The sequence below is a fragment of the Nitrobacter sp. MLSD-S21 genome, from assembly GCF_058809865.1.
On record NZ_JBXASZ010000007.1, the window covers coordinates 24,687 to 49,565 of the forward strand.

Below are 24,879 nucleotides of genomic sequence, written 5' to 3' on the forward strand. Positions count from 1 at the left end.
ATGAACATGTTAGAAGCGCCGCTGCTTCCTGTAGCTCTTCGCAATTTTGACGAATCTCGATATCTGGAATCCAATCCGCACGCGCGCCATGCGTTAACTTCAGGTGAAGCCGCCAGCGCGCTCGATCACTATCTGCGATTCGGCATCGATGAGAACAAGCACTCTACCATCCGCCGCGAGCCGGGCGCTGTGGCATGCTCGGTCGAACGATACTTGGTTTCGGAGTCAGGGTTCTGCCTAATCATCGGCTGGCTCGCGGATGAAGGCTGTGAAACTCCGCGAATGAAGCTGATCGGGGGCGATTTCACTGTCGAGTTACCGCGAACCGCATGTTTTAGGCAGGCCCGGAAAGACGTCGAGCAACACATCCGCGAGGGCGCCTACGACTATGGGTTTGTTGGGTTCGGTCAATCTCCCTCGAAGTCTCTTTTGAAGCAGCCACTTCTGTTTCAAGTGGCCTCCCTGACTGGCACGTTCCAGACAAAAATTACTCCAGAGATCGTGTCAGACAAGCGTCTTCTAAATACGTTATTGCAGATCATCGCTACCTGTGAATCTCATTCTGGCAAACAAGCGTCTTTGAATAGCTTTCTATGCGGAGCTTCGGGAACAGCTCTCATTCAGCTGTTTCGCTCTCATGTCGCATCCGCAGTGTCTAACTCTTACGTTGAGCGCTTCAGACCGCGCAAGGTATCAAGCTCATTTGTGACGGTGCTCTTTGGCTCAACTGAGCCGATTAAGCTTCAGCCGATGTTATTCCGGGAAGCGGGGATCGATTTCGGAGAATGGATCTACGTCTGCAACTCGCCCGAGGACGCGGACGAGGTGTTGCGGTACGCGCGCCTCATGTCGGACCTTTATGACGTGATGATCACTGTCATTGCTTTGGGAGATAACGCAGGCTTTGGCGCCGCAAACAATGCAGCCATCGATCACGCCGCTAGCAACCGCATCTTCATTATCAATCCCGATGTATATGCAATCCCCGCTTATGCACGCCAGATGAAGCAGGTTCTGGCAGATACCAAGCTGGGAAAGACGCTCTGGGGCGGATTGTTATTCTATGATGATCACAATCTCATGCATTCAGGCATGTTCATCGATAAAGATGAATTCGTCCGACGCAATTCTCTGAACCGCACCGACGACTCGGTGCTGGCACCATACGGACGTCTGTTACGAGTCGAACATTTTGACAAGGGCGTGCCATTTTCCGAACCAGAATGGCAGAAGCCCAGGGCTGTGCCCGCGATAACCGGCGCGGTAATGTCCTTTGAAAAGCCAATGTTTGAAAAGCTCGGAGGATTTTCTACGCGCTACATTTATGGCCACTACGAAGACGCCGACTTATCACTGCGTTGGAACGCATCGAACGGGCCTGTTTGCGTACACCCGCAAATTCGCCTTGTGCATCTGGAGGGACAGGGTTCGCGCGCTCGCGGTGAAGAATATCGCGGCGCCTCCATGGCGAACCGCTACTTCTTCACCGCCGAACATGGCGCTTACTTCGACAAGCATCTCGCCAAGACAAGCAGGCGTACGCCATGAAAATTGTCTACGTTAGCTATCTTCATCCTTCAATAGCGCCGGGTGGCGCTCAACAGGTGGCATACGAAATGTTTCAGGCTAGCCTGAAGCGAGGACACGATGCCTATTTTATCGCAGCGCTCGAAGCCAATCACGATCAGATCTACGGCAAACCCGGCGCCCCCATCGTCCCTGTCCAGGGCGAAGAACGGCAGTACTTTTATTTCCCGCAGTACTACGATTTCCTCCACCTTTCCGTTGGAGATTGGCGCTCGATCCAGTTCTTTCGTGAATTGATCGAGCGGATCAAACCAGACGTCATCCACTTCCATCACTACCACCGCGTCGGCGTGGAATCGATTCGTGCGGCCAGGATTGCAGCGCCTGACGCAGTCATCTGTTTTACGTTCCACGAGATGATGGCGATATGCATGGCGGATGGCCAGATGGTGAAGAAAGGCTCGCGCGATCTCTGTCGATCGGCCTCTCCTGTTTCGTGCAACAAATGTTTCCCGGACCTTCGCCCCGAGTTTGTGACCCTGCGAGCCGCTCGTCTGAAGGCCGCTCTCGGGGAATGTGACGTTTTTGTTTTTCCATCCGAGTTCATCGCCGAACGATATGTTGAGTGGGGGCTACCTCAGGAGAAGTGCGTCGTCATACCAAATGGCCAGACAAACCTTGGTACGACATTCGACCGCAGTCAGCATTCGCGGCAGGTCAACCGCTTTGGCTTTTTCGGACAATTCATCGACAACAAAGGCGTAGACGTCATATTTGATGCCCTTCTGTTGCTTGGTAGAGAGCAGCGGCTTCCGGCACAAGGCATCGTTGTCGAAATAAATGGCGGCAACAAGCACTACGCATCCGATGCCTATCTGGATCGGATCAATCAGCAGGTCGAAGAACTCCGCAAGTCCCAGTTCGGCAGGATCACCGTGCGTGAGAATGGAGCCTACGGCCGTGATCAGTTGGCCGAACGGATGGCATCGGTTGACTGGGTGATCGTTCCGTCGACGTGGTGGGAGATTTTTGGTCTTGTTGTTTCTGAAGCTTGGATGTTCGGCCGGCCGGTCATCGCTTCTGCAATCGCAGGTCTGAAGGAACGAGTGATCCCGCAAAAGAACGGGTTTACTTTCTTGCCACGGGACGGCCGGTCGCTGGCAGGTCTCATGTCGAATCTGGTCGGAAACGAGCAGCAATGGATCGCAACAAACCGATCCATTGAACAACCCTGGAGCGAAGACGAAATGCTGGACGCTCACCTGAGCCTTTGGAAGGAGTTCTCACCTACTGTTTACGATCGCCGGCACTCTCAGGCGGTGGCGGTCTAACGCACGGAGGGACGGATCATTTCTTTCCATGAGCAAGTTTCAAACCGAAAGCGAGGCATCCGGTTCATGTCCGCAGCCATCGGCCTTTGCGACTCTCAGCAACACCTAAAGCATAAGATCGTCCTGGCGAGTATGAGTAAGCGAGTTCACACGTGAATCTAGCCGCACCTCTATTCAATAGTTCGCTTCCAGCAATCCGAACTTCGATCGCTGGGATATCCAATGCGAAATACGAACAGCTGACCGACGGTTCCAAGGAGATCTACAAACAGGTCCTGCGCATCTTCGAACGCCATAAGCTCGAATACTTCTTGTTCGCTGGCGCAATCGTCGGATACGTCCGAAATGGTCGTATGCCCCCGTGGAATGATGATCTGGATGTTATCATTTTCGAAGATCAGATTAAGATCTTCGAAGACAGGATCCTGCCGCTACTGCGAGAATGCGGCTACGCTTGCTGGCCGGTGGCAGCGCCCTATGCCGGCGGAGGGTACCACATCCTGGCATTACAGCAGGACGCAAACTCCCGTCATGCCTCCATCGAACTCGCAGACGGAATACAGGTCGTAGTGCCATGGGCCCAGATAGACGTATTCTACACAAGCGTTGATGAAGCGGGCTTTATAAGAAACCTGTCAAACTGGGGCATGTACCATACAAAGGAAGTTCCCGAAGCATGGGTGAGGCCGGGCACCTTTGTCCACTTGGATTCCTTTCGCGCTCGTGTCTTCAGCCACTACGAGGATGATATCTGGCACGAGTACGGGAACGTGGCCAAAAATATCGTTGTTCATTCTCACGATAAAGTCGCGCTCAAGTTGATGGGGTCCGACTGGGAGAAGTTCGAGTTTGACTATGATGCTTTACTGTCCACGAATGTAAGAGGCATACCACCGAGTTTGAGCCGAACGCGGCTTGCTGAATTTGTACCGGGTGCGGGCCAGCAGATTGAAGCGTCAGCTGACGCAAACTTTGACACCATTGCGAAGATGATCTGCGAAGGTGGGTTTAGCGAAGTCACCCTGACCGGGGCCGACCAAAGCTTCTGGGTCCTGGATTTGAAACGTTTATTCCCAAGCGTAAAATTGGATGTTTTGATCAGTACTGAGAAGGAAGCGAAACGGGCGGTTCACCTGCGGCGATTCATCGATAGTGTAAAATGTTCCGATCCGGCAGTTCGTAAGATCTACGAGGATTGTCTGCTCGCCACCGATGCCACTTTCAACTCAAAGAGGGGTGATTCGACATGAACAACGTAATCACCTACGGAACCTTTGATTTGTTTCACGTGGGCCACGTTCGCCTGCTACAGCGCCTGCGAAGCCTCGGAGACCGCCTGATCGTTGGGTGTTCCACCGACGAATTCAACGATATCAAAGGGAAGAAATCTGTAATCCGCTACAACGAACGCGCCGAGATCCTTTCAAGCTGCAAGTATGTCGATCTGGTGATACCCGAAACGACATGGGAGCAAAAATGCAGCGATATCCAAAAGCACGACGTCAGAATATTCGCTATGGGCGACGATTGGGTTGGAAAATTCGATCATCTGTCTGCGGAAACCGGCTGCATCGTGACCTATGTGAGCCGAACATCGAATATTTCTACGACCGATATTAAGGGCTATCTGCGAAAGATTGATAGCGATACGATCGCGTCGATGAAGAACAAGATCGATCATCTGCGTGCGCAACTGGAGAAGTATTAAGCGTTCAAACCCAGGGCCGAGTGCTTGGACCCGTCCCGATCGTCGGATGCGGAAATGAGAAAGCAGCGGCTTTTCGTTCGCTCAACAATTTCAATTCTCTTACTGCTGGTCTCAGGAGCCTTTGGCATCCTATCAGCAACCGAGATCTGGATCGCGCCTCAAGCTTCCGTCCCTCCTTCTCCCCTGAATCGCGCAGTCGATTTTCTGGATATGTTCAAATCTGACGCTCCTTGGCGGAATGCGGCTCAGGTCATAAGCGTTTTCAAACTCTACGGCTCGTATCTCGAACATGCCCCTCAGGATCAAGTGAACCTGATCGTGGAGAATCTCAATAGTCGTCATATTTCGATCGCGGTTGAAGCGGGAGTGATGAACACCCCGGTGGCGAAACCGGCATGTGGGGGACCTGGGGTAGAAGGCTATTCGACGATCTCCCGTGCGAAGTTGATTTCAGAAAAAATCAAGAAGGCAGGAGGCTCGATCGCCTACATCGCAATGGACGAACCACTCTGGTTCGGGCGCTATTACAAAGGGCTTCCCGGTAAGAAGCCCGGATGCCGGCTCTCGATAGAGGGGGTCATCGATCTCGTGATGCCCGTGCTTCGGATCTATCGCGACGAATTCCCGACGGTGACGATCGGAGACATCGAACCGAGCGGCGTCGCATATCAGCCGGAATGGGAAACTGAGACGCGACGATGGCTTCGCGGGCTTCGCGAGCGTCTGGGATCACGCATCTCGTTCATGCAATTAGACGTACCGTTTTCCGCCGGCTCACAACAGGTAGCCGCTGCGCTACGTTTTTATGATCTGCTGGAGGCCTTGCGTGCAGAGAACTTGGTAGGAGCTGTCGGCATAATTTATAACGGACTACCGACTGACCGCACCAACAGAGAGTGGATCGACAACGCGAAGAGCCATATCAAATTTTTCGAGGACGACCATAAGCTTCGCCCCCAACAGGCGATCATTCAATCGTGGGCCTCGCGTCCAACACATGCTTTGCCGGAGACGGATCCGGATAGCCTCACGAGTCTGGCTCTATACTATGCCAGCCAGCTTCGTGGCCCTAAATGAAAGCTTCTCGCGCGCACATGATCAATCAAACGTTGGCGTAATCAAAGGCGGTCGGCGATGGCAGGAAAGACGATCATCCACGGCGGAGGCCAGATAGACGGATATATACAAACCAATTCGATCGAAGCAGTCCTTGCTTCGCTCGCATCTGGTGAGAGGCAGATCGAGCTCGATTGCGTCAAGTTGGCTGACGGCTTCGCATTGGCTCACGACGAAGCTGAAAGGAGATTCTACGGGGTTGAAAAGAAGTTCGCCTCAATAACTCAGGATGAATTTCAGCGCCTGCGGGTGTTCGAAAGATTCAATCCTGTTACGTTCGATATGGTCGAACGACTGTTAGAGATTCTACCAGACACAAAGATAATCATCGACGCGAAGTTTCCGGATTTTCAGTTTCCCGATTTTTTGCAATTTTTGACAAACCGCCACGGATCTCTTCTGGACCGGCTATACTATCAGGTCTATCGACGTGAATGGGTTGATTTTTGTCGCCCGTTCGGAATCCGAAAGGCCGTGATAGCTTTGTGGAAGCACTACGACTCGGATCCCTACTCAGACGAGGCCTATGACTTCGCTCGCAATGCCGCATCAGAGTTGGACGCGCTCGGAATAAGTGTCAGATGGAAAATTCCTGGCAAGCAAGTCGAAAATCTTCACCGTGAGGGTATGACGCGCTTGACAGGTTTGGCCGACGTATACTTCCACGGCCAGGACATCTCTCTGTGTCGTGAGAAAGAACTGCTGGATGCAGGAGTCAATTTTTTCAGTTCATATTCACTTGGCGCGTTACCGGACAGGTTCGATGCAAAATCTTACAAGAAGAGGTATGCTGATCTGGCGCATTTGAGTGACATAGGTGCGGGTTGCCACTACCTGGAATTTGGCGTTCGGGAAGGCAGAGCAATTTAAGTCACTCCAGTACACTAAAACTCTGGTGTAAAAGAGAAGAGACAGGTGATCCGCACCGCACGCTTTTTCTCGACGCTTGATGCGCTGTCGTCCATGAGTTTGTCGAATAACTCACTGATCGCCGGTCGAAAACAAGAAGCGGCAAGGGTTTGCTCATCTTCGATCCTGTTTGATGCCGAGCTCCTTAAATGACCGCCTTCTCGGTCGCCGAGCACGCCGCTCCCATCTGGCCGGCCGCCGTCGTTTCGGCGATCCAGCGATTAACCTCAGTCAAATTGAGTGCGTTGTCTCGGTATATCCGTAGCTGGGCATCGGCGGAGCCGCCCCGCTCGAGTATTCTCTTGCAGTCCTCCAACTCCCGTTGACACGTGAGCTTCGCCGCATCTTCGGAAATTTGTTCAATCAGCGTCGATAGCACGTCGTGAATTTCGACCGGACCGTCTTTTCCCACGAATATGCAGCTTATTCCATAACGTTGGGCTCGCCACTTGTTCTCGACCGCGATCGCACGATCGACGCCCGTCACTCGTTTTGACAGCTCGGGCCGCTCGTAGAGGTAACGCGCAAGGGAGCGATATAGCGCCGCGATTGCCACAGCGTCGTCAACGTAAGTGCACACGTCAGGAGCACGCAGCTCCAGCGTCGGGTGTCGTGAAGATGGACGCAGCCCCCACCAGACATAGCTTTCGTCCGGCATAACGCCCGATTTGACGAGGGCAGCTACGTACTCTTCGAATTCCTGCTTGTTCTCGAATAGTTCAGGAAGGCCGCTGCGGGGTAACTCGTCGTAAGCGGCGAGTCGATAGCCCTTCAGGCCCGTGTCGGCCGAATTCCAGAAGGGAGAGGAGGTCGAGAGTGCAATGAAAATCGGGAGGTAGGGGATCATCGCGCGCATCACCGCGAACCGCCGGTCCGCATCGGGCAATTGCACGTGAACGTGCATCCCGCACACCATGTTCCGATGTCCAACCGCTTTGAAATCTTCGATCATCTCTTCATAACGCACCTTCGGACTGGGCTGCGAAAGCCGCCAGGAGGCTGTCGGGTGCGTAGCCGAGGCCATGATGACGAACCCATATTGAGATGCAACGGCCGCAACCTCGCGGCGCAAAAACTTCAATTCCTCGCGGGCGTCATTGATATCACCATGGATGTTCGTGGCGACTTCGAGCTGAGCCTGCAACATCTCCCGCGTGGCCAGGCCGCCTGTGGACCAATTTGCAGCCTCGAACAGCTCATTGGGCGTCTGCATTGCGACTTCGAAGGTTTCTCTGTCTGCCAGGAAGTATTCCTCCTCGATACCGAACGAATACTCGCTGACTTCCTCACGCCCAGCGGCCGATCGGATAATGAGGTGGCCACCGTCGCGACTGAGGTTGAGACGCAGCGTTTTGAGTATTTTCGGATCACACTGCATGTGCCTGCAACCACGCTTCGAGAACAGCGGCCTGCCATAAGCGCGAGTGGCCCTTTGGGCTCATTTCAGCTTCGGGGTGTTGCAACATGTGATCGATAAAACCGTACCGATACAAACTTCTTTCTCTCGCTTTGGCGGATGTCATCATATCGCGGACGAAGTCGAGGAATGGACCATTCAGGTAACGCAGGGAAGGCAGTGGAAAGTACCCCTTCGATCGGTCGATGACCTCGTTCGGCACATAGCGCCGAGCCATCTTTTTGAGGATGTGCTTGCCGCCACCGCTGACTTTCAGTGCCGCAGGGAGGCGCGACGCAAGCTCCACCACTTCATGGTCGAGGTAAGGAACCCGCGCTTCGAGGCCAAAAGCCATGGTCATGTTATCGACGCGCTTAACGGGATCGTCGGCGAGCATGATCTCACCATCGATCTGCAACACCTTGTCGACAGGAGAGACGGCTTCGGCCTGAGTGAAGAACGTGTCGACGAAGTCTCTGCTGAAATCGTCCGAAATGAACTCCTCCGATAATAGCTCCGTCAGATCTGAATGCTTCCAGTCGAAATAGGACGTTTGATACTGCTGGGTGGCATCATTGGCGAAGAGGAAGGATGGATACCAGCTGTAGCCACCGAACAACTCGTCCGCGCCCTGACCGCTTTGCACCACCTTGACTCGTTTGGACACTTCAGAGGCAAGTAGATAGAACGCAGCCGCGTCGTGGCTGACCATTGGCTCCGACATGGACCTGATCGCGGCCGGGAGCGTGTCCAGCGCTTTATTTGCATCGATCCGTATTTGCTCGTGCTTGGTCCCGAACCGTTGCGCGACGAGATCAGAATATCCGCACATTTGTTTTCGTCGGAACTCCTCGCGCCCTATTTACCTTTACCGGCGCCTGCGACAACTGTTTGAGCCGACCAGCGTTCCTCTCCGAGCTGCCTGAGTTCAGATGGGAGAAATGGAACGATATCGATTGAGCCTGACGCGGCTCCGATCAACACATGATTGGTGGGAACCTCCTCCCATCCGGATTCCCTATCGAGCGGCTCGGAAGCGACAACAAGTCCATCGCCGGCGGTCCGGTAATACAACGAGTTGGCACTATCATTCTCTGCAAACCTGAATGCGAACAGGTCATGGCCATTGGTCAGTGCCGACGTAAAGCGCACAGGCTCGCGGTAATCCTCTTCGTTCACCAACTTGCATAGTTCGGACATTACCCGGCGCGTTGCACCCACGGGATCTTCGACAAGCCCCGCGCCCATCATGGCAAGGAATACTGCCTCGGAGTCGGTCGTACCGAGCCGCGAAGGATAGAACTCGTCGGAAATCATACTTTCTACCCTCCGCCGGAGCCGGTTCCAGCTACCGATGAAGCCATTGTGCATGAACATCCATTGGCCGCACACGAACGGGTGGCAGTTCTGCCGCGTCACCGCCGTACAGGTCGCCGCCCTGACATGAGCGAAAAACATGTGAGACTCCAGATGGCGACAGAGATAGCGCAGATTTTCGTCCGACCACGCCGGCCGCGTCTCCCGATAGAGACCGGGTTCCGGATGAATACCGTACCAGCCGAGACCGAATCCATCTCCATTCGTTCGAGCGGTGGCCTCAAGCGAGCGCAGACTTTGAGCGATGAGAGAATGAACGGGCTCTGTGACGTATTGTTCGAATGCCCGAGTCTCTCCTCGATAAGCGATCCACCTGCACATTGATGAGCCTTTTCTTCCACGTGTCAGGAACAAAGTCACAAACGTTGCTTAAGGAACAGTGCGGGGGACTTCAAGTTCCCTCTGTTGGAACAGCACGAAATCCGGAATGATCCCTTGCCTCATAGACATGGTGGGGCTGGCGAAGCCTACTTGGTTTACGGCCATCTCCAAAACGAGATTGCGGCATTTGTTCGGACTGGTCGCTCGCGCGGCGGCTGACGACCAAATCCATGCAATGGTGGAGCGCCTGCGGGCTGCCGATCGCCGTCCTTACAATCACCGAAGGCCAGGCACATGACGGATGCAGCCAAAGAGAGCTTCACCGCGACCGTCAGCAGTTTCGACACGCCGGGCAGTTTTGGTTCGCAACCAGCAGGGAAGCCTTCCGCACCTAGCTGTTCAAGCCGGATCCAACTTCTCTCTGAGCTTGAACCACAATATGCCGGACAGGCAGCAGAAGCTCACGGCGTTCGCGATGACGATAACGACGTCGTGCTTGAGAACGCCGTAAAGCACCCACGCCCCCACGCCGGTGGTAAGAATGCTGAACATCAGGAGGGACAGATCCCCCGCCTTGCCGGTTTGCCAGCACTTCTTCAGTTGAGGAAAGTACGAGATCGAGGTGCAAAAGGCTGCGAAGAACCCGACAAGGGTAGTGGTGTCCATAGCCAAGATGAACGTGCATACGTCGTGGCGGTTCCTTTACGGAACTCAAGAAAAGATTCCTTGTAGTGACACAAAGAATCTCTCGACTCGTCAAACCAATCTCAGCACTTTTGCGGTCAGTTAACAGAACCAAAAGGCAGGATGGAGACGGTTTTACCGACATCGTCAAGAATAGTAATGCACATCCCGTTATCGGTCAGGTCGGGCGTGTCACCCAGCATCTCTCGAGCCAAGAGTGTTCCGTACATGACGGCCTCCTCATGGGTCTGCAAGGGGACCTTGATGGGTTTTGATTTACGCTCGGCCAGGTCTGTGATGATGTAACTGAAAATCGGCATGATGAGCGAATACCGCCTGGGTTCGTTGTTGTTAAAGGAGGGATGAGTTCACAAGGACAAGCAACGAAGCCCGCTAAAAGGCGTTTGATTTCTTAAGGCTGATGAGTTGATGTCCGTTCGTGGGGACCGGCTGTTGCTTTTGTTATTGATCGTTTCTTAGACCATCACGAGCTCCACCGCCAGCCGGATTGCATCGGCCATCCTCACTACGGATGGGCATATTTTATAAGCTTCGACCGGCGACATCAGTCAAGGCCAAAGAGCGAGAACAAACGAAAACGCCCTCGTTTCCCGACATGCGCTCTTGCGTCCCTCGCCTGCGTCCTGACCATCCCCGGGACGAGTAATTCGGCCGGAACGGAACGAACGGGCCTTTGGCGTTCATCATCTGCAATCTGTCGGCGACAAAAAGGCAAACCTTGTGACACGCAATCATGCGTCGCTGCCATCGGCGCCGCAATTTACACCCTCGAAAAGGAACGGACCGCGAGGAAAATTGTTGCCCGCCCAACAAGGGAGCTTCCTATGGCAACAGACAACCCACGTTCTACCGCGCAGATAGCCGGCCACCCCATCCATCCAATGGTAATAGCTTTTCCCATTGCTTGCTTTGTGTTGGCGTTCGTTTCCGATCTTGCTTTCGCCGCGACTTCGAACGGATTTTGGGCAACGGCTTCGCTGTGGTTACTCGGCATAGGCCTCGTTACCGCGGCGTTGGCTGCTGTGACAGGCCTTGTCGAAGTTCTAGGGGATGATCGTGTGCGCAACCTGTCGGATACGCGGCTTCACGCGATTGGCAATGCCCTCGCTCTGTTGATCGCGGCTTTTAATTGGTACTGGCGGTTCGATCACGGCAGCTCTGTCATCGTTCCAACCGGCGTAGTTCTCTCGGGCCTTGTCGTGCTCGGCCTGGCGTTTTCCGGCTGGAAGGGCGGCGAAATGGTTTTTCGCCACCGGGTCGGAGTTGCCGATTAAAAAACGAAATCCGGATTCTAAGCCGGTTTCCGCGATTTCATTCAATGCTCGGGATCGGCCGCCTTCCTGGCGGCCGATCTTTGCACATTCCCAGCGTTATATCCTGATGTTTTGTGCGGAGCGGTTCTGGCGAGAGCACATTCACGCAAAGGCAAGCAAGGAAACTCAGATTGGTCCAATTGGTCTACAAGGCCGGGAGACTGGATGGGACTTCGCTGAAAAGTTTGCTCGGCAGAATGATCTCGATATCCAAACCGTCTTCTGTACGAGCGCGGACGTAGTTTCCATGCAATTGTTGGTTGATCGCTAGATCCAGAAGCTTCGATCCGAAGCCGCTTTCGGCCGCATCAGAATAGCCGGTTTGCACTGGAGCCTTTTCCGTCCACTTGATACGCAGGCCGTCGATATCGCGACTGATATGGACTCCCAAAATGCCGTCGGCATGCTTCAACGCACCATATTTGGTGGAGTTAGTCGCCAGTTCGTGGAAAACGAGAGCCAGCGGTGTAACGGTTCCACCATTGACGAGGACGTCATCACCGTCGACCGTGAAATGTTTATCTCCCGCACTCTCATAAGGCCGAAGCAGAGCGCCAATAAGTTCCTTTAATGAAACCGATCCTCCCCGTGCAACCGACGTTGCGTGCGCGGTGCGGACGAGACCATGCGCATGATGCAATGCCGTGAGCCGGCTTCTTAGTATGCCTGCCAGCGGTTTCATCTCGGGTTTGTCACGAACTGATAAACTGATTAGCCCGTTGACCAGCGTGAACAGATTTTTGATCCGATGATCGAGTTCATTGGCCACGATCTCACGCTCAGCCGCGAGGTGTCTAAGCTGGTTCAGCATTTCATTTCGTGTCGCAGTCGTCGTGGAGATGACGAGAGGGGCCAGGGAAATAAGTGCAGCCCCCATGCTGATCGACAACACGAGCGATTGATCAACATGTGAAACGTCAATATAGCCCAGAGTTGTCGCTATGATCACCCATATGCAAAAGACAAAGGTCAGCAAGGCCGTCAGGAACACGCGATAGGAAATTGCGCACCAGAGAAGGGCCGGTACAGGGAATGCGAGGGCCCCCATTCCTCCGAAAAAGAGTCCGGTAACGGCCGAGAGGACCAACACAATAATCGGCACTTGATCGTGAAAGGTCGGATGCGGCAGTTGAAGGCGCGCCCATTTACGGCCCTCCGGGTAGGACAAGATCATCGGCAAAAAGGCGAGCTGGTTTATAAGCTCAACTGAAAACCAGTATCGAAAAGAGCTGACCGCTGCCGGATCGTAGAATAAAGGACCGACCAGGATCGACCCAACAATGCCGGCGAATATGGATGCGGCGCCCACCGCAAAAAGAAGGTAAAAAACCGAGGTCCGACGCTCCAGACGTTGGTCAGCCGGATCGGCCCTGGAGAGCACGACATGGCCGACCGCCACGATACCGAAATTGTATGCAGCCAGTCCCGCACTCGTTATTGGGCCGTAATCGGTAACTGGAACCGCAATAACAAATCCGACAAGACAGGCCACCCATCCCACGGGGTGCGCCAATAAAGGAAAGCGCACGAGCATACCAAGCATGAATGCGTTGGCAGGCCAGATCAGCGACAAGACATTGTTGTTTGCCGTGCGAAAGCCGAAAATGCAGAGTACGGAGTACGCTGCGGCAAAAATCAGAAAATAAAGCCATTCCCAGCGCGGATTGGTCGCAGTCTTGAACCAGCTTATCATCGTTGCGGCTTTGGATCTCAGCTTCCTGCGCCAGTCTCAAGCTTAACATTGCACAGTGTGTCAATTGGGATTCATCAATTGCGCGTTGTGCCGAGTACTTTTGCACTCTCCCGAATCGCGGCAGCGATACTACCCCGAGTTTTCGCCCTGCCCACGCGCCCGATGGGAACTTCTCAAGGGAGTTGATCAGAATTGGCCTTTCCTGCGGTAAATAGAAACAGGCGGGCGGCTGATACAATGGCGTGCAATTGAGTTCCCCGACGCGGCAGCTCACGGCGATGGGTCATATCAATCTGTACACGAAATTCGAACGCCCACAGGCTCAGGCGGGCGGCAAATTCCGGGAAGGCGTGAGCAGCGCGACCGGCAAGCTGGCGAACAGCTCACGTGCTAGAAACGACCCTTGCGACAGTATGAACTCACGTCCGCTGAACAGCTCTGACCATCGCTGCGGAACGACCTCAGACGATAGAGTCAGAGTGCAGTCGCCCCATGTATCTGCCCCATGCCCACGGGACGGGTACAAAGCCACCGCGGTCACCAGCGCGCTATCTTCGCTGGTGCGCATGAAGGCACAGAGGCGATCTGCCTGCGGACCTGTGCCGTGGAGCGCTTCGTACGAACCGTGCATGAACAGTTCCGGTTCGCGACGGCGCAACGCCAACGTCTCGGCAATGAGGCGGAGCTTTAAACGGCCGTCACGCCAGTTTTCCAGAAGCTCTGGAAGATCACCCCTGCCCGATTCCACGGATGCCAGTGATGCTTTCCGGATGTCGTAATCAACGGGACGACGATTATCTGGATCGACCATGCTGAAGTCCCAGAGTTCCGCGCCCTGATAGAGATCGGGCACGCCGGGCGCCGTGAATTTCAGCACGACCTGAATAAGGCTGTTGAGAGCGCCAAAGGTAGCCACGCGCTGCTGAAACGCGGAAAAAGATTCCAGAAAGGGATTGGTTCGCGACGTGTCCAGCGCGTAGCGAATGAACTCTAAAACGGCGTCTTCGTATGCGGCGTTCGGCGCAGCCCAGGTCGTATGGACCTTGGCTTCACGCATGGCTTTCGTTATGGCGCCTTCAATCCGCTTGCGAAAGGCGTCCACTTCCTCCGGATCAAGCTGGCCCGCTGAAAGTTGGGCCGGCCATGCTCCGAGCAGGAGTTGATAGAACGCATACTCGTCATTGCGATCTGGCGGCGCTGCGTCCGGATTTCCTGCGCTGCGCGCCCGCAGCATCCGACTCCAAAGTGCAACGTGTTGGGCCCATTCGTCCGGCATCTCCGATAGCACCGCCAGCCGCGCCCGCGTATCCTCGCCGCGCTTGGTGTCATGCGTGGCGGTACTCAGCATGGCATGCGGCGTTCGTTTCGCCCGCTGGGCATTGGCGTGGTGGAAGGCGGATACGCTTACACTGAACTGGTCAGGGTGGCCGCCGACCTCATTCAGCGCCAGCATCCGGTTGTAGCGGTAGAAGGCGGTATCCTCGAGGCCCTTGGCCATTACGGGGCCGCTATATTGCTGTGCGCGCATTGCGACGCGAACCACCTCCACGCGGCTGAATCCGCTACGCGGCTCGGCAACGAGATCGCAAGTCAGGAGTTGGTGGAGGAAATCGAAAACGCTGGGGTCCAAGGCAGCACCATTGCGGCGGGCCTGAGCCATGGCCCAATCGATATCGCGGCGGTCTGCTTGGGTGGGCGGGCTCCGTCCGTCAACATATGTGCGGTAGACGGGAAAAACGGCGATAATTTCTTTTAGCGCCCGTTGCAGGACGTTGTTGGTAAAGTCAGCGGTCCGCGGATTCGAGCGCGCCACCCGCGCTGCCTCCCTGGCCAGCACGTTCAGTTCGCTCGCCATCTCGTTCTCCATGATCCGCATCTTCGAATCGCGGACGATGGCACTGAAGGAGGCCCGTTCACCGGTGAAGTCGGCGTAAAGGCGCGTGAGATCCTCCTGACCCGCCGGATCGTTCAGCAGACCGGTGACGAGGTTAGCGAACTCGTAGCCAGTCGTCCCTTCGACATCCCAGTCATCACGCAGGTTTTCATGCGGCGCAAGGATCTTCTCGACAACGAGATAGAACGGACATGGCGCCTTTTCCCGTAAGCGCAAACAATACCCTTTCGGATCGAGAAGACCATCGACGTGATCCAGCCGGATTCCGTCGAGCACTCCTTGTTCGAGCAAGCGGAACACCAGCGAGTGCGCATGGTCGAAAAGCTGAGGGAGCTCCATCCGGATCCCAGCCAGGTCATTAATGTTGAAGAAGCGGCGGTAGTTGATGTCGTCGGCCGCGACGCGGAAGTGGGCTGCGCGCCAGTGCTGGTCGCGAATCAACGCGTCAAGTTGCGACCAGCTTTGCAGTTCGCCAATCTCGCCGTTGAAACGGTCCACCGCGGCCTGGATCGCGATCGCCAGATCGGGGTTTTCCCTGACTGACTCGGCCAGCTCCAATTTGAGATCCGAAGCCCGGCGGACGATATGCGGCCGCCATGTCGAGAGGTGCGCAAACGCGTCGCCGATGCGCTCCAGGTCCGGATGGTTATCGCCGAGGACGCGCTCGTAGTGAAGCGGGCTGATCGGAAGCTTGTGGTTGTCGTATGCCCACACGGCCAGCGAGCCGGCTTCCGCATCGAACCTGAGTCGGAGCGCACCCGACTGGAGTTCAGCACCGTACTGCTCGCCCAGGAAGGGGACCAGCAGTTTGCCTTGCAGGTAGCTGCGATCCGACTCCCAATCGATGTCGAACCAGCCTGCGAATTGCGAATCCGGACCCCATTCAAGCACGTCCAGCCACCACGGATTGTCCGCACCGCCCACCCCCATATGGTTCGGGACGAAATCAAGGATCTGGCCGAGACCGTTCTCCCGGAACGCGGCAACCATCCGCTCAAAGGCTGAGGTATTGCCGAGCTCAGGGTTCAGTTCGGTGTGGCTGACGATGTCGTAGCCATGCGTGCTGCCGGGGCGAGCCCGCAGATAGGGTGAGCAGTAGACATGGCTTATTCCCAACCTGGCGAGATAAGGCGCGAGCGCCGCCGCCTGATCGAAGCCGAAATCCTTGTTGAGCTGCAGCCGGTAGGTGGCGCGTGGGATCGGCTTGCGGTCAGGCTGGCCCTGTCGATCAAGAGTCATCCGGTATATCCGCCGCCAATTAGGGTCTCAAAAGAGGGCCGGTACGTTGACCTGATCGACGAAATTGCCATGCGGTCGGTGATAGCCTCTTTCAACTTTTGGATGTTGCAAGAGTTCCCTACGCAAAGCCCGAGTTGTCTGTCGTGCTTAGGCGAATTGCGCCGGCAAGAGTTACCCACATCTGAAAGAAACGGGAGGCGCAGTCCCTGCACGCATCCTAGCGGTTATGTCCCGCAGAAAGTCTGCCGGACTTCTTCCTCCGGTTGGGGCGGCTTCGCATAGTCAGCAAACTTCGGCTGGTCGTCGAAGGGATGCGCCAGCACCTCGACGAGTTCGTGAAACTTTTCAAAGCGGCCCGCTTCAGCGTCCCGAATGACCGCTTCGATGCGGTGATTGCGCGGGATGAACATCGGATTGACGGACAGCATCTCGGTGCGCCTCGCTTCGGCCGACCGTTCTTCAAGCGACAGGCGTTCCCGCCATCGTCCAGCCCATTCGTCGAAAGCGGAAGGGTCTGTGAATAGCCCCCGTACGTCCACATCGCCTTTGGCATGGGCGGCTGCCTCGCAAAGGGCGCGGAAAGTCAACGTGAAATCCGCATCATTCTCCGCCATCCGGTTCAGGAGATCAGACGCGAGTTCGAGATCGCCTTCCACCGCGCGCGCGAGGCCGAGCTTCTGACGCATGCCTGCAAGGTATGCGGCATTGAAGTGATCATCGAAGCCGGCGATCGAGGCATTTGCAGCTTCAATCGCCTTGTCACCGCCATCCGCTATGAGCGGTAGCAATGTCTCGCCAAACCGGGCCAAATTCCATGCCACGGCGGCGGGCTGATTTGCAAACGCGTAGCGTCCGAACTGGTCGATGTAACTGAAAACCTTGTCAGGCCGGTAGGCGTCGATGAAAGCGCACGGCCCGTAGTCAATCGTCTCGCCTCCAATCGCGGTGTTGTCAGTGTTCAGAACACCATGGATGAATCCAACAAGCATCCATCTTGCCGACAACCGGGCCAACGCTGCGACGACCGCGTCGTAGAAAGCCCGATAGGGGTCCTCAGCCAAGCGCGCTTCCGGGTAGTGCCGGGCGATCGCATAGTCGGCCAGAGCGCGAAGGTTTTCGATGTCCCCCCGTGCGGCAAAGTACTGAAACGTGCCGACGCGCAGGTGGCTCGACGCAACGCGGGTCAGAATTCCGCCCGGCAGCGCCCGCTCGCGCATGACGTTTTCGCCTGTCAACACCGCGGCGAGCGAGCGTGTTGTAGGAATGCCAAGCGCAGCCATGGCCTCGCTGACGATATATTCGCGGATGACGGGACCGAGCGCGGCGCGGCCATCACCGCCCCGCGAGAAGCGGGTTCGGCCAGAGCCCTTCAGCTGAAGGTCGAATCGCTTACCCGCAACGTCCACGACTTCGCCAAGCAGAACGGCCCGCCCGTCGCCGAGCTGGGGCACGAAGTCTCCGAACTGGTGCCCTGCGTAGGCCTGCGCGATGGGTTCGGATCCAGACGCGATCTCATTGCCAGAGAGGACAGCGACGCCTTCCGGGCTCTCGAGAAACCTTGGATCGATGCGCAGTTGGCAAGCCAGCGCGTCATTTACGCGCAAGAGCCTCGGCGCTGCTACCGCTAACGGTTTCACGCGTTGATAAAACGCCTCCGGCAACCGCGCATAGCTGTTGTCGAACGGAATGGGCCCTGCCGCGTCCGCGGACGTAGAACTTTCTGCAAGCGATCTCATGATTCTAAGAGTCGTCCCTCCGTCCTAAAAAAGCAAGGTTCACCCGTTCCGGCCTCAACGTCTCAAACCCAGCACATTGGGGCCAAGAGCAAGAATCGGCTTAAAAGTCCTTCTCTTGCAAACCTCTTCTCGCAACGAAAATTTGGGAACAAACTCAAGCCTACGCATGTTCTCCTCCGCAAAGTTAGAAGAGCGCGATCATGGAGGCGCCAAATGACGATGATTGACTGGCTCAAAAAACGCTTAACGAACATTAGCTCAGCGCCCGCCTCAGTGGCTTATGAATTCGGCGGCGTTCAGGAATGGCCACTCGACTACGGCAACGATCAGCGGCTGGCCGAACTGCTCGCCAGTCGCCCGGCAAAGCTTTTGGGACGATCTGGGCGCCGCGCCAAGCTTTAGCCGCTGGCAGCCCGCATCGGAAAACGCCCGGACACGCTCCGCGACGTATTAGCCTTGGTCGGTGCCACGCTGCGGTGGCTGAGGGTTATTTTCGGGGTTCGTATCGTACTTGGATATCCGGGTAATGAGCCCACTCGTAGCAAGCGGTTGCAGATCTGACTCCAAGCTATCAGCGATCTCCTTCGCATAGACCTCTTGATCCTCCACATAGAGCGTGAAGGATTTCAGATATTTTTCCTTCTTTGTCGGGTTCTGAATCGTTGCCTTGGTCCATTCATAAAGCGGATAGCCTTCGATGCCGCGCTCTTCTGCTACGGCGACATACTCGGAAAATGCATCGAACTGGGATTTTGGCACCGCGCGATGTCTGGCGAGAATATCCAAAAGGCGTGTTAGCGCCGGTTCTTGTACGTTTCGTCGTATCGATTCCGCGATGACCGAATCGTTTACGTCGAACCTGACCTGATACTGCAACTGAGGAGCCATGCTACTCGTCTCGTTCTCTGATCGCCCCTCGCCGCAAAACCTAATGCTCGCTCATAACTATGTCCAGTAAGGAACCGGCTAACTGTACTGCCTGCTCGATGGAGGCAAAAAGCGCTTCGCACGGTCTGTGTGTTAGAGGCGCTTGCCGCAAGCCTCTTCAGGCATGGCAAGCGACTGGCGCTGGGTGAATTCGGTGTCGGACAGAGCCGTGAGGAAGGCGATCAACTGTTTCGCCTCGGCCGCGTCGTGCGTCAGGCCGTGCTTGGCGACAGCCTCATCGAGCGTCCGCGCCGATCCATCGTGCCACCAGGGGCCGGTGAGCGCGACGTTGCGCAGCGATGGCGTCCGGAATTTGCCACGGTCGGCGTCGATCCCGGTCTTCTCGAACAGCCCCTGATCGGGGAGCGCGGGATCGGCCGGGCCAAGCCGGTGCATGGACAAATCCGTGAAGTTCGCTCCCGAATGACAGGCCGCGCAATCGCGGGCGAACAGCGCTGAACCAGCTTGTGCATTCGGAGCGAGCTGCTGCCGGTCCCAGGCGTTGCCATAAGAGATGAGCGTACGTTCGAAGCTCGCCAGCGCACGCGCCACGTTGGGAAAGTCGATGCGACCGCTGTTCTCGGGAAAGGCGCGTGCGAACATCGTCTGATAACAGCTATCGCGTCCGAGCCGTTTGCCGATCTCCGCCTCGCGCCCTGCCATGCCCATCTCGACCGGATGAGCGCCGAATACCGGGGTCGCCGCCTGCGTCTCAAGCGTTGTGGCTGCTGGATCCGCGAAGTTCAGTGGTGTGAACCAGGCGACGTTGGCCAGCCCGGGAACATTGCGTCGCCCGGACTCGTCGGTCACTCCAGGATGAGTGCGATTGCCATCGGCGAAAGCGTGCTTCTGCTCGTGGCAAGTAGCACAGGACATCGTGCCGTTAGCCGAGAGATCAGCGTCGTAGAATAGACGCCGCCCAAGCTCGATCTTGACAGTGGTCATGGGATTATCGGCTGGAATCGGCGGCGCCGAAACGCCGGCAGGCAGCGTCCAGCGCCATGTTGAAGTCTCTCGCGGTAGAAATCCTGCTGACAACAAACTTGTCAGCAGGAGCCCGGCTGACGGCAACAGGAGTGAGAAGGGCGGGGTCTGCACGGGATCAGGGCAAGCGCGCGAGCAGCACTGTCATCTGCGGCTGGCCATTGGCCGATATTTGCAAGATGTAAGGGCCGGGGGTGAGAGGGTAATCTACCATCTTGCGGATTCCGGTGCAGTTCGGCCCATGGCCATGCGCGGTCGATTTCACGGCCTGCTCGTCTCGCACGAGATCGATCCAGGCGGCCGAATCGAGCGCCACCCGGTAGGTGCCGGCCTCATGCACATCGAGCAGCACAAGACCGCCATAGCTGACCGAGCCGCCCGGCTTCTCCGGGCGCAGTGGGTAACGCACATCAGGTGTCCGCAGCAAAGTGAGGCTTGCGGCCTGGCCTATTGGCAGGCGCGCGCGTGACGTACTTGTCTCGGTCTCCGCCGCCTTTAGTTGGAACGGTGTGGTCCAGGGTGCCAGTTCACCTGTCGGCGCGACCGGAGCGGCACAAGCCGGCGGCGGAGCAGATTCCTGTGCCTCGATCGGCCCGGCTGCAACGGCGGCAAGGCCAAGCGCGCTCAGCGCCAGACCCCATGAAATCTTCCTGCGCATGTTTACCTCTCGTCACCATTACCTGAATATAACGTGCAGACTCCGCAACAAGCATACCAAGCACATCGAGGCCAAAGTCTGGCTGACCGTGTTAAGACCTTTCGAAGTTCGTTCGCCAAACGGACAAAGCGGCCCCACAGGCATACACGATCAGCGCAGCGCCCTTTGAAGATGCACGCCGGAGGGCCAGCGTGCATCTTCTCGCCGCGCTGCCGCACCAAGCTAAAATATGGCCCGCACCTTCGCGTAGAAGGTGCGTCCCGGCTGCGGCAGTCCCCACACCAGTTCGTAGTTCTGGTCGAGCAGATTCCTCACGCCGCCGGCCAACTCGACATTCTCGGTGACCTGGTAGTTGACGTTGATGTTGGCGAGCGTGTAGGCCCCGGTGCGGATATAGAGATCGGGAAAGGCGGCGCGGATCGGCGCGTTCGGTCCCTGGGTGCCGACGAGGACATCGCTCCAGCGGTCGCTCGCGACCTCCAGATTCGGCGTGATGGCGAGCGGCTCGATCGGCCGCCATGTGGCATAGACGAACGCCTTCTGGGTCGGCACCCCGACCGGCCTGAATCCGGGAATTGATACGTCGCTGACGTTTCGCTCGATAAAGGTGTAGTTGCCGCCGATCATAAACTGCGCGGAGAGCTGCGCTTCCAGCGACGCCTCAAAACCATAGAAGTTGCCTTGGTTGATGTTCTGCGTCTGCGACTGTGTCGGGCTGACACGGACCGCCTGAATCAGATCGCGCACGTCGCTGTAGAAGATCGCAGCCGTTCCCTTCAGGTTAGAAAGAATCTGACCCTTCCAGCCAAGTTCGTAATTGGTGGCGCGCTCCGGGCCCAGGTTGGGATTCGGAATCGCATTGCCAAAGCGCTGGCTGTAAAGCTCGAAGATGGTCGGAAAGCGCGCGCGGTCAGATACGCTGAAATAGACCTGCTTGGCCTCGCTGTAACGCCAGATCGCTGCCGTTTGCCAGTTCAAGGCATCGGCGCCACCTTTGGGATACTCGTATAGTCCCCTTATGTCGTCATACTCTTCAGCTTTATCGATCCGATATTTGTCATAGCTGACACCCCCCACCAAATCGACGTCCGGGGTGACGTGGAAAGTGTCTTCCAGCGCCGCCGACCACGTCGTCTGGTTCTGATGCTGCCACGGCTCGGTGGTATTAAAAACAGGACTGGTCGGACGGTTGTCATTCTGCTCGGTGTGAAAATCCTGCCGATAGTGGAATGCCGCCTTCAACGTGTTCATCGGAATCAGCTCGGTGCCGGCCTCGATCGAGCCGCCGCGCGCGTTGTCGTTATACTGGCTGTTGAAACGGCCGGGATTCGATTGCGACCTATAGGTGATGTCGTCATACGCCGAGAGCGCGTTGTAAAACTTGTTGTAGAAAAGTTTGGTCCTGAGATAGGAGGCGTCGCCGATCTGCGTGTTCGACAGGAAGGCCAGATTCTCGACATTCCATGCGGGCCAGAGCCAAAAGCTGTTCTGGCTCGATGGCGGGTTGTTGTAGACGTTCAGGGGCGCACCCTTGGCGCCGGACTGCTTGGTATAGTTGATGCTGTATTCGTCGGTGGCGTTGGGCGTGTAACCAGCCTTGAGGTTGACTCGCCAGTCCTGCGTGTCCGATCCGTTGCGCCGTCCGCCATCTTCCAGCGAGCCGGGGTAAGGACCCTGCGCTGGATATGGCGAATAGCCGCGCGATAGCGACCAGAAATTCTGGTCGAGTTGGTTGACGCTGCCCTGAACGTAGAAATTCTCCTGGCGTGAGCCGATCCTCGCGTAGCTGTTCCAACCCTGAAATGCTCCGCGATTGTCGAACATCGTGCCAGCGCGGATTTCAGACTCGAACGGCTTGACCGGTTTAAGCGACACCAGGTTGATGGCCCCGCCCATTCCGCCCGGCCCGTCGAGCACCGAAGCATAACCTTTTTGAATTTGGATCTCGGAAATGTCGCCGGTGAGGAAACGGCTAAAATCGAGCCGGTTGTCGGCTGGAAGATAGAGGCGCACACCGTCAATCATCAACGGTACCTGCCAGCGGCCAAAACCGCGCACGAAAATGTCGGTCTCGTTACGCTGACCGGCGGACGATAGCGTGCCGTTAACACCCGGCACCAGGTTCACCGCCTGATCGAGGGTCTGCTTTTCGAAGGTCCACATCTGCTCGCGCGTCACCGTTGAACCGCCGACGCCGCCCCCGCCCGCACCCCCGCTCCCGCTTCCTCCGCGTGCTGCGCCTGAAACGTAGATCTCGCCGAGTTGATAAACTCCGTCACGATCTTGGCCACGATCTTGCGCGTCCGCGCCGACCGTCATCGCAACAATCGCTACGGACGACAGGAGCGCGCCCCTGCCAGGGAAATTCACTGATCGTATCATCGTCACCCCCAAGCAATCGCTATATTTATAAAAAAATATCGATACCGAGGATGGAGGTAAAAATCTCAGCGACATATTGACACATATATAACGACTGAGTTGAGCGACTCTTGCGCCGGATGTTTCAACCGGCGCGGGCAGCGGCCGCCTCGCTATAGTGGCACGGGTATTACCGCACACATTTTTGGATAGCGGATAGCGCGACGTTCTCACTCACTGTTCGCTTAGACCCCAGCATTGTCTCGATTTCATATCGGCGGACATATCGAAATCAAAAAAGACCGAAAAGGCCAAGACGAGAAGCGCTGCGGCTCAATTACGGAAGTCCTTTTGTCATCGTAAAGGGATTGAACCCACGTTCCGCGAGGGCAGCCCACGAAGCTGCGCCAAGATGTGACAATCGGAAATAGAGTCGCGGCTTGGTCGGGTCGGTGTCCAACACGAACCCGGTTGGTAACTCGCGGACAGTCGAGGCATAGAACCCACCATCGGGCGACCTCTGTGATTCGATGACAGCGATCAACGACTCTGCCCTCTCAGTCTTGCCGAGCAATTTCATCAAGAGAGCCACTTGGCCCGTCCCTTCGGTCCACACACCGTCCCGGTCTTCGCCGTAAGAAAGCCTCCGCCGACACTCATTCGCTGTTCGGCGGTCGTCATTGCCGATGCAAATTTCCCGGCCGCTCCGTGAAGCGCTGTTAAAGGCCAGATCTGAGCATCCAGAGCCAAAATCGGATTGTGCGTGACGCCGTCTTCAGCTGTCCCTGCGGCGAAACAGGCGCATGCCGGTTTCCACATCGTATTTACGAAGTACTCAGCAACCGTTGCCTTATCGCGCCAGCGCGAATCGCCTGTACGGATCGCAAGAAGGCCAAACGCAGCGGCGAGGTCAGTATTATGTTCGGTCGATTTCCACGCCCGCACTTCCGGCGTCGGTTCATGCCCAAACGTACCGCCCGTGAAACCGCCAGTGCCGCGCGTATCGGCCCATTGCGCGACCCAGGCGCCAAGCCGTGCTGCACCATCGCGGAACCGAGAGCCGGTGTTCGCATCGTCAATCGACAGCAACGCCAACATGGCCCATGCGATGTTACCAACATCGCTGCCCACCTGATATCGATCCTCTAACCATTTGTTCTGAGTATTATCCCACCACCCTGGAAGTTTGACGGGGCCATTCGCCACCACACCCGCGGCGTAAGCATTCCTGAGCCGTCCATCATGCCAGGTGCGGTCGTTATCGATGGCCCAAAGAACCGCCGAGCCAATCCGATACGCTTTGTCCTGCTCACCGCAACCGACCAATGCGATGGCGGCTACCGCATTGTCATAGAGGTAGGCGGCGCCATGCAGAGGCCCCGATTCGACGGTCGGATAGCTGGGCAGGAACAACGGCCCCGACGGCGGTGCCTTATCAATCAGACCAGCGAGGTATCCGCACGCTGACGCCTTTGGTGCTGCTGAAGCCTGTAGCGGAGCGGCGGCCATCATGATTGCGAAAGTCGCGACGATCCAAGTGTGAACGCAGAGCCCGCGACAACGGGAAGAAAGCCGGTCAGCATCGAGTAAAAACATCGTGCCTTCATCTTCAATGGCAGCTTATGGCCCTTCCCGGACCTCGCACAATGTCCGCTTTTGTGCCGTTGTTGAGGGACAAACGGAC

General features: G+C 56.4%; 21 protein-coding genes and 1 pseudogene. 9 read left to right on the plus strand and 13 right to left on the minus strand.

Going from position 1 to position 24,879, the window contains the following annotated elements; all coding sequences use genetic code 11:
* The 7 genes from AC1RT6_RS16940 (at window position 1) to AC1RT6_RS16970 (ending at window position 6,744) form a co-directional block, all read left to right on the plus strand.
* Window positions 1–1,548: a glycosyltransferase family 2 protein gene (locus tag AC1RT6_RS16940; RefSeq protein WP_079447729.1), complete on the plus strand. Its 1,548-nt coding sequence runs from the start codon at window positions 1–3 to the stop codon at window positions 1,546–1,548.
* Complete coding sequence (locus AC1RT6_RS16945) at window positions 1,545–2,858, plus strand: glycosyltransferase (RefSeq protein WP_079447730.1); 1,314 nt, start codon at window positions 1,545–1,547, stop codon at window positions 2,856–2,858. The genes AC1RT6_RS16940 and AC1RT6_RS16945 overlap by 4 nt, the downstream gene beginning before the upstream one ends.
* Before the next feature lie 152 nt (window positions 2,859–3,010).
* On the plus strand, window positions 3,011–4,108 hold the full coding sequence (locus tag AC1RT6_RS16950; RefSeq protein WP_079447731.1) for a LicD family protein: 1,098 nt from the start codon (window positions 3,011–3,013) through the stop codon (window positions 4,106–4,108).
* Entirely contained in the window at window positions 4,105–4,566 is a 462-nt protein-coding gene (locus AC1RT6_RS16955) for an adenylyltransferase/cytidyltransferase family protein (protein WP_079447732.1), read from the plus strand. Before AC1RT6_RS16950 ends, AC1RT6_RS16955 begins: the two co-directional genes overlap by 4 nt.
* Before the next feature lie 210 nt (window positions 4,567–4,776).
* Window positions 4,777–5,643, plus strand: coding sequence for a hypothetical protein (locus tag AC1RT6_RS16960; RefSeq protein ID WP_472791424.1), 867 nt, complete (start codon window positions 4,777–4,779; stop codon window positions 5,641–5,643).
* Window positions 5,644–5,700: 57 nt separating this feature from the next.
* The gene (locus tag AC1RT6_RS16965; RefSeq protein ID WP_079447734.1) at window positions 5,701–6,552 is read left to right on the plus strand and encodes a PI-PLC domain-containing protein; all 852 of its coding nucleotides are present in this window, start codon (window positions 5,701–5,703) and stop codon (window positions 6,550–6,552) included.
* A gap of 45 nt (window positions 6,553–6,597) precedes the next feature.
* The gene (locus tag AC1RT6_RS16970) at window positions 6,598–6,744 is read left to right on the plus strand and encodes a hypothetical protein (protein WP_158081544.1); all 147 of its coding nucleotides are present in this window, start codon (window positions 6,598–6,600) and stop codon (window positions 6,742–6,744) included.
* Here AC1RT6_RS16970 and AC1RT6_RS16975 read toward each other — a convergent pair.
* From AC1RT6_RS16975 to AC1RT6_RS16995, 5 genes and pseudogenes are all read right to left on the minus strand, one after another.
* Window positions 6,737–7,969, minus strand: a complete 1,233-nt coding sequence (locus AC1RT6_RS16975; RefSeq protein ID WP_079447735.1) for a carboxylate-amine ligase — start codon at window positions 7,967–7,969, stop codon at window positions 6,737–6,739. The two genes, AC1RT6_RS16970 and AC1RT6_RS16975, sit on opposite strands and share 8 nt — an antisense overlap.
* Window positions 7,959–8,840, minus strand: a pseudogene (locus tag AC1RT6_RS16980) (asparagine synthase-related protein); the annotation flags it as partial. The gene AC1RT6_RS16975 and the pseudogene AC1RT6_RS16980, both read right to left, overlap by 11 nt.
* Before the next feature lie 5 nt (window positions 8,841–8,845).
* Window positions 8,846–9,685: a class II glutamine amidotransferase gene (locus AC1RT6_RS16985; protein WP_079447737.1), complete on the minus strand. Its 840-nt coding sequence runs from the start codon at window positions 9,683–9,685 to the stop codon at window positions 8,846–8,848.
* Between the two features lie 399 nt (window positions 9,686–10,084).
* On the minus strand, window positions 10,085–10,351 hold the full coding sequence (locus AC1RT6_RS16990) for a SemiSWEET family sugar transporter (RefSeq protein ID WP_079447738.1): 267 nt from the start codon (window positions 10,349–10,351) through the stop codon (window positions 10,085–10,087).
* A gap of 116 nt (window positions 10,352–10,467) precedes the next feature.
* Window positions 10,468–10,689 carry a hypothetical protein gene (locus AC1RT6_RS16995; RefSeq protein ID WP_079447739.1) on the minus strand — a complete coding sequence of 74 codons (222 nt, stop codon included), beginning with the start codon at window positions 10,687–10,689 and terminating at the stop codon, window positions 10,468–10,470.
* Window positions 10,690–11,214: 525 nt separating this feature from the next.
* Between AC1RT6_RS16995 and AC1RT6_RS17000 the strand changes: the two genes are divergently transcribed.
* On the plus strand, window positions 11,215–11,664 hold the full coding sequence (locus tag AC1RT6_RS17000; protein ID WP_173816023.1) for a DUF2231 domain-containing protein: 450 nt from the start codon (window positions 11,215–11,217) through the stop codon (window positions 11,662–11,664).
* Window positions 11,665–11,848: 184 nt separating this feature from the next.
* Here AC1RT6_RS17000 and AC1RT6_RS17005 read toward each other — a convergent pair whose 3' ends face one another.
* The 3 genes from AC1RT6_RS17005 to AC1RT6_RS17015 all read right to left on the minus strand — a co-directional run bounded on the left by AC1RT6_RS17005 (window position 11,849) and on the right by AC1RT6_RS17015 (window position 18,265).
* Window positions 11,849–13,396 carry a sensor histidine kinase gene (locus AC1RT6_RS17005; protein WP_079447741.1) on the minus strand — a complete coding sequence of 516 codons (1,548 nt, stop codon included), beginning with the start codon at window positions 13,394–13,396 and terminating at the stop codon, window positions 11,849–11,851.
* A gap of 322 nt (window positions 13,397–13,718) precedes the next feature.
* Entirely contained in the window at window positions 13,719–16,529 is a 2,811-nt protein-coding gene (gene treY, locus AC1RT6_RS17010; RefSeq protein ID WP_079447742.1) for a malto-oligosyltrehalose synthase, read from the minus strand.
* A 224-nt stretch (window positions 16,530–16,753) separates the two neighbouring features.
* Window positions 16,754–18,265, minus strand: coding sequence for a protein adenylyltransferase SelO (locus tag AC1RT6_RS17015; RefSeq protein ID WP_079447743.1), 1,512 nt, complete (start codon window positions 18,263–18,265; stop codon window positions 16,754–16,756).
* A gap of 213 nt (window positions 18,266–18,478) precedes the next feature.
* On the opposite strand from AC1RT6_RS17015, the gene AC1RT6_RS17020 reads away from it, so the two are divergent.
* Window positions 18,479–18,667: a hypothetical protein gene (locus AC1RT6_RS17020; RefSeq protein ID WP_139372919.1), complete on the plus strand. Its 189-nt coding sequence runs from the start codon at window positions 18,479–18,481 to the stop codon at window positions 18,665–18,667.
* Window positions 18,668–18,715: 48 nt separating this feature from the next.
* On the opposite strand, the gene AC1RT6_RS17025 is transcribed toward AC1RT6_RS17020, so the two are convergent.
* The 5 genes from AC1RT6_RS17025 to AC1RT6_RS17045 form a co-directional block, all read right to left on the minus strand.
* Complete coding sequence (locus AC1RT6_RS17025) at window positions 18,716–19,153, minus strand: hypothetical protein (protein ID WP_079447745.1); 438 nt, start codon at window positions 19,151–19,153, stop codon at window positions 18,716–18,718.
* A 132-nt stretch (window positions 19,154–19,285) separates the two neighbouring features.
* Window positions 19,286–20,137 (minus strand): cytochrome-c peroxidase, encoded by an 852-nt coding sequence (locus tag AC1RT6_RS17030; protein ID WP_244553526.1) that lies wholly within the window; start codon window positions 20,135–20,137, stop codon window positions 19,286–19,288.
* Between the two features lie 157 nt (window positions 20,138–20,294).
* On the minus strand, window positions 20,295–20,834 hold the full coding sequence (locus tag AC1RT6_RS17035) for a hypothetical protein (RefSeq protein ID WP_079447746.1): 540 nt from the start codon (window positions 20,832–20,834) through the stop codon (window positions 20,295–20,297).
* Window positions 20,835–21,056: 222 nt separating this feature from the next.
* Window positions 21,057–23,216 carry a TonB-dependent receptor plug domain-containing protein gene (locus AC1RT6_RS17040; protein WP_079447747.1) on the minus strand — a complete coding sequence of 720 codons (2,160 nt, stop codon included), beginning with the start codon at window positions 23,214–23,216 and terminating at the stop codon, window positions 21,057–21,059.
* A 558-nt stretch (window positions 23,217–23,774) separates the two neighbouring features.
* Window positions 23,775–24,704 carry a hypothetical protein gene (locus tag AC1RT6_RS17045; protein ID WP_244553527.1) on the minus strand — a complete coding sequence of 310 codons (930 nt, stop codon included), beginning with the start codon at window positions 24,702–24,704 and terminating at the stop codon, window positions 23,775–23,777.
* Between the last annotated feature and the right edge of the window lie 175 nt (window positions 24,705–24,879).